Genomic DNA, 4,294 nt, shown 5'->3' with positions numbered 1-4,294 from the left:
TGAATTGAAAGATTTATTTCAAGCCATCTAATCGCAAATGGGAAAGAGGAAGCTTCTGATGATAAGAGGTGATGAAAAAAGCGGTGATCTGAGTACCCAGATCTGACAGTTTCTTTGTGTCTTCATTCTTCTCTGGCTCAGACCGTCCTATGCGATCGCATAGTGGTAGCCTGTCGCTCGCACACTTCCTTCACCGGCAAAAATAATGCCTAGGATGCGCGCAAAGTCTCGGCTTGGTACACAGCTCCACCCGACATTCTGTCCTAAAGGAGATCTTAGTTTGGGCAAAAACTCTGGTATTTGGACAGGTAGCGATACAGACGAAACGATCAGTGGTCGATCTTGCATGATTGCCTAGAACCTCAAATCGTGCTGCTTTGGATATTAACATGGTCTGTGTGTTTCTGTGTGTTTTTCATAAAAACTGTGTGTTCCTGTGTATCTGAGGGAAAAACACCTAGAATACTTATGATGGAGGGCATGGCAAAAGTGACAATCACCTTATACGTAGATGAAGAGGACAAGGAGGCACTGCAACGATTAGCAGATGCTGAAGAGCGCTCTTTGTCGCAAATGGCAGTGCTGATCTTAAGGCGTGCTATCCGAGAAGCTGAACAATCTGGCAAACTGCCACCCAGTAACAAGCAGGACAAGAGTTAAGTGGGGTTATGACAGGTGGCAGTCATCATAAGTAGCCCGTTCATTAGAAGAATTCCAGACCCGGTAGCCACCGTGTCAGGAAGTTCCTATAAAAACACCAACCTTGGCGTTTCTCAAAGCTTAATCGACCCTCAACGACCCATAGTTTGGAATTTTTGAGCGAGCAGTAAGTTTTTGGAATGGCTACGGTCAGCCAATTTCTTAAGAAGATAGGGAATTAAGACTCAGCAGGAGAAGGTAAGGGTGCCCACTTTAGAAAGCTGTGGTATCTCTTATATAACCGATCGCACTTCACCATGAGCGCTAGTCAGGAAAAGCAAAGCCGGAAAGGATTGGGGCAGTATTACTCAGAGCCGAAAAAGCCGACGATGATTGGTCTGACCCCTACAGCAGTCGAACGACTGGACGAACTCGCAGCAGAGTTTCAACTCTCTCGTTCTGAATTTATTGAGCGGATTGCTCGGCGGATAATTCCCGTGGGAACTCCCTGGCTCCACACTGTTTCTTCAATGGATGAGCACAATGCAGCCGAAAGTCAGTAATCCCCAAGATGCATCTCCCGTTGGGGAAGCCAATTCTCAATTAGAGTTGACCCAGGTAGAAGTTCTGCCGCCTCAATCTACTCGCACCCGGATTCGTAAACCCCGGAATCTCCCACGAACTGAGCCGCCTCTGTTTGTCACCAAATCAATGGAGATGATGGCGAGTGGTGCGCCTGTCATCTCTGCAACCCAGGCGTTTCTCAAACCTCCTGATTGGAGTGAGTATGAGCAGGATCGCCTTTATTTTCAGAAGCAGTTTGGTAAGGGGCGCTACATCGAGTTTTATGTATTAAACAAGCAAAAGCACCAGGCGGATTCGATCTCAACGCAAGCGGAGCGAGAGATTTTGGAGCAGTATGGGGTGATGGCAGCGCGTCTCCATGCCGTTTTTGCCACCTACGCTTCGCTGCAATCTGAACCGTGGAAGGAGCCTTTTTACCTGTTGGGCACAGATCTGATTAAAACGCTCAAAGTCCACAACAGCAATAAGTTCACTAAATCACAAAAGTTGAAGGCGATCGCAGATTTGGCATGGGTCGTCGGAACGTTAGGTGCGGTGATTCACTGGTTTGAGGGTGAGATGGACTTGTGCGTTCGCGAGCGAAGTTTGCTATGGATTGTCTCGGTTCAAGAATACACCCAGGCTCACGTGGATGGTGAAACCGAAGAACTGCACGAGGTTGTCATTCGTGTACAGCCAGGACTTTGGACGCATAGCTTTCTGAATCGGGAAGGGGCACAACAGCGAAAAGCCTTGTACCAGTACGGGCTGATCCCTAAAGAAGTGTTTGACATTGACCCTCATCGGCGCAAACTTGCAACTAGCATGACACTGTACCTGATTCAGAACAGCCGCGCTCGTCCAAACGGAGTTTATACCCTGGAAAGCTTGCTGGACAGTGTTTTACCTAGCAATGAAATTGAGAAAGCCCTGTCCGATCGCCGCTACGGTTGGAAATTGAAGGATTCAGTGGATAATGCTCTGTTAGCTCTCAAAGATAGCCTCAAAGTTGATATTGACTTCGATGATGAAACTTATCCTCTATGGCTCAGACCCATCTGGAGCTTGCCCGATGAACTTGCAGCTTTGCCGACTAAAGAGCGAAATCAACAGCTTCTTGGTACAAAGTGGCTACCGGACAATTACATCTCCAAATATTGGTTTCCTGCCAAGCTAACCTTCAAGCTACCCTCCCAAATTCAAGATTGCTTGGATGAAATTGAGGCAAGGCGCGCTGAAAAAAGCAAACGAACCACGGTTGCCACAAAACACAGCGATCGGGGGATTGAAGCCCAGAGTTTAGCTGTAATTGCACCATTACCAGCAGCGAAATTAGATGGCGCAATGGTCAAAGCTGCACGTCAGGCAAAAGGGTGGACTCAGGCTCAACTCGCCTCCACAGTTGGCAAAAGCGTAAGTTGGGTCAAGCTAGTTGAGAGCAATCGTCGCCGCGCAGTTGACGCTGACCAGAGTCTATTACGTCACATTCTTGGTATCCAGTAGGGCAGTTGGGGGTAGTTACAAGTCATGTAACCCTGCAAAGATACTCAATATTCAAGGATTTTGGAGGATATTGGTGGGGGTTCACTTTCTGCGATCGTGACATTGGTTTCCCCTAGCAGTGACTTCAATGTTTCAACCATCAGCAAATAGCCCTGTTTCATCACTCTGAGAAGAGAATAAATTCTTGTTCTGTTGACATACGGTTCTACTGAATTCATTTGGTTCGGCTACAACGAATTTATGTCGTTTCAGCTATTCTCCAGCGAGAATGATGAAAGCTGTTCAAGAGCTATCCTGCTCCTTATGTGTGAAAGAAACAGAATTCTGTTGCGCCGTTTCCTAAACTTGTGCAGTGCCTTGACAGTTAAGACCGACCCCTCACTGATGCACTTGGCTCGCATGAAAGCTTGGTCCTGGACTAGGACGGTGATGACATTGGTGAAGTGAATAATCACTATCCCGTTTAGGAGACTCTATCGTCCGTCAATCTAGGTCAAGGCGCACTTGTTTAACCTACAGGGTAAATAGGAATAGGTATGCGCTCAAAACGGCAAGCTTCATCTCAGTTAGAACCCATCAATGTGAACGCAGCAGGAATTGACATTGGCTCTCAAACTCACTGGGTTTGCGTTCCCGCAGAACGAGCTGTAGAGAACGTCAGGAGTTTTGGCGCTTTTACAGCAGATTTGTATGCGCTCGCCGATTGGCTACAAGCGTGCCAATACTTCTCGGTTAAGGCTGAAGTTGATAGATTACAGGCAGTTCTACCAACTTCAGCCCCGCCACTATGCAACTGCGAGAATTCACCTTAATTACGCCCACGATTGAGGCAGGACAGGTTTTCAAAGCGATTGAAAGTGCAATATCAGTCGAGAGCATCAATGACGCGATTATTGAAAGTAAGCGTCAAACTCAACGACAACGGAAGTTGCCTGCCCACTTGGTAGTGTGCTTGGTGATTGCGTTTAGCTTCTGGTCAAAAGCGGCTATGCGAGACGTACTAAAGAATTTAGTCGATGGGTTGAGTGGGCAGTGGACGCGCTTATCGCAGTACTGGAAAGTGCCCAATAGTGCCTCGATTAGTGAAGCACGAGCCAGATTAGGACCTCAGGTGATGCGACAGTTATTTGAGCGAGTGGTGCGTCCATTAGCAACCCCCGAGACACCTGGAGCATTTCTGGGCGAGTTGCGATTGATGGCCGTAGACGGCACCTTGCTCGATATCCCAGACACCCCCAGCAATGCGCGTGTGTTTGGTTATCCTGGCACTCGTTTTGGTCATCATGCCGCATTTCCTAAAGCGCGATTGGTGTTGCTGATTGAAGCCGGAACGCATCTGATCACCGATGCCCTCATTTGTCCCTACCGCATGGGAGAGCGACGACGGGTGCTGAAGCTGTTACGCTCCATCGGCACTGGTATGTTACTGATGTGGGACCGAGGACGGCATTCGTTTGGCATGGTGCAAGCTACCCTGTTCGGCGACAATAACCTTGGCTGGATCGAAAAGTAGTGACTTGACCGGTTATGGGATCGCAACCCAAGGTTAGATCGCAAGATTGAGTTGGGTCTGGTCAAAGCGTTAAAA

The 4,294-nt window shown here is 48.1% G+C and carries 4 protein-coding genes and 2 pseudogenes; 5 read left to right on the top strand and 1 reads right to left on the bottom strand.

All coding sequences use genetic code 11. From position 1 onward, the window contains the following. Positions 1-147: 147 nt before the first annotated feature. Positions 148-348 (bottom strand): hypothetical protein, encoded by a 201-nt coding sequence (locus H6F88_RS09755; RefSeq protein WP_190642563.1) that lies wholly within the window; start codon positions 346-348, stop codon positions 148-150. A gap of 132 nt (positions 349-480) precedes the next feature. On the opposite strand from H6F88_RS09755, the gene H6F88_RS09750 reads away from it, so the two are divergent. The 5 genes and pseudogenes from H6F88_RS09750 to H6F88_RS09730 form a co-directional block, all read left to right on the top strand. Then, entirely contained in the window at positions 481-660 is a 180-nt protein-coding gene (locus tag H6F88_RS09750; RefSeq protein WP_190642562.1) for a ribbon-helix-helix protein, CopG family, read from the top strand. 296 nt (positions 661-956) lie between these two features. Next, positions 957-1,202, top strand: coding sequence for a CopG family transcriptional regulator (locus H6F88_RS09745; RefSeq protein WP_190642561.1), 246 nt, complete (start codon positions 957-959; stop codon positions 1,200-1,202). After that, complete coding sequence (locus H6F88_RS09740; RefSeq protein WP_190642560.1) at positions 1,183-2,706, top strand: helix-turn-helix transcriptional regulator; 1,524 nt, start codon at positions 1,183-1,185, stop codon at positions 2,704-2,706. Before H6F88_RS09745 ends, H6F88_RS09740 begins: the two co-directional genes overlap by 20 nt. A gap of 536 nt (positions 2,707-3,242) precedes the next feature. Further along, positions 3,243-3,425 (top strand): annotated as a pseudogene (locus H6F88_RS09735) (IS110 family transposase); the annotation flags it as partial. Positions 3,426-3,493: 68 nt separating this feature from the next. Further along, positions 3,494-4,210, top strand: a pseudogene (locus H6F88_RS09730) (transposase domain-containing protein); the annotation flags it as partial. Positions 4,211-4,294: the final 84 nt, after the last annotated feature.

The organism is Oculatella sp. FACHB-28 (assembly GCF_014696015.1).
Taxonomy (GTDB): domain Bacteria; phylum Cyanobacteriota; class Cyanobacteriia; order Elainellales; family Elainellaceae; genus JAAUTN01.
This window is presented reverse-complemented; position numbering and strand designations above follow the sequence as displayed.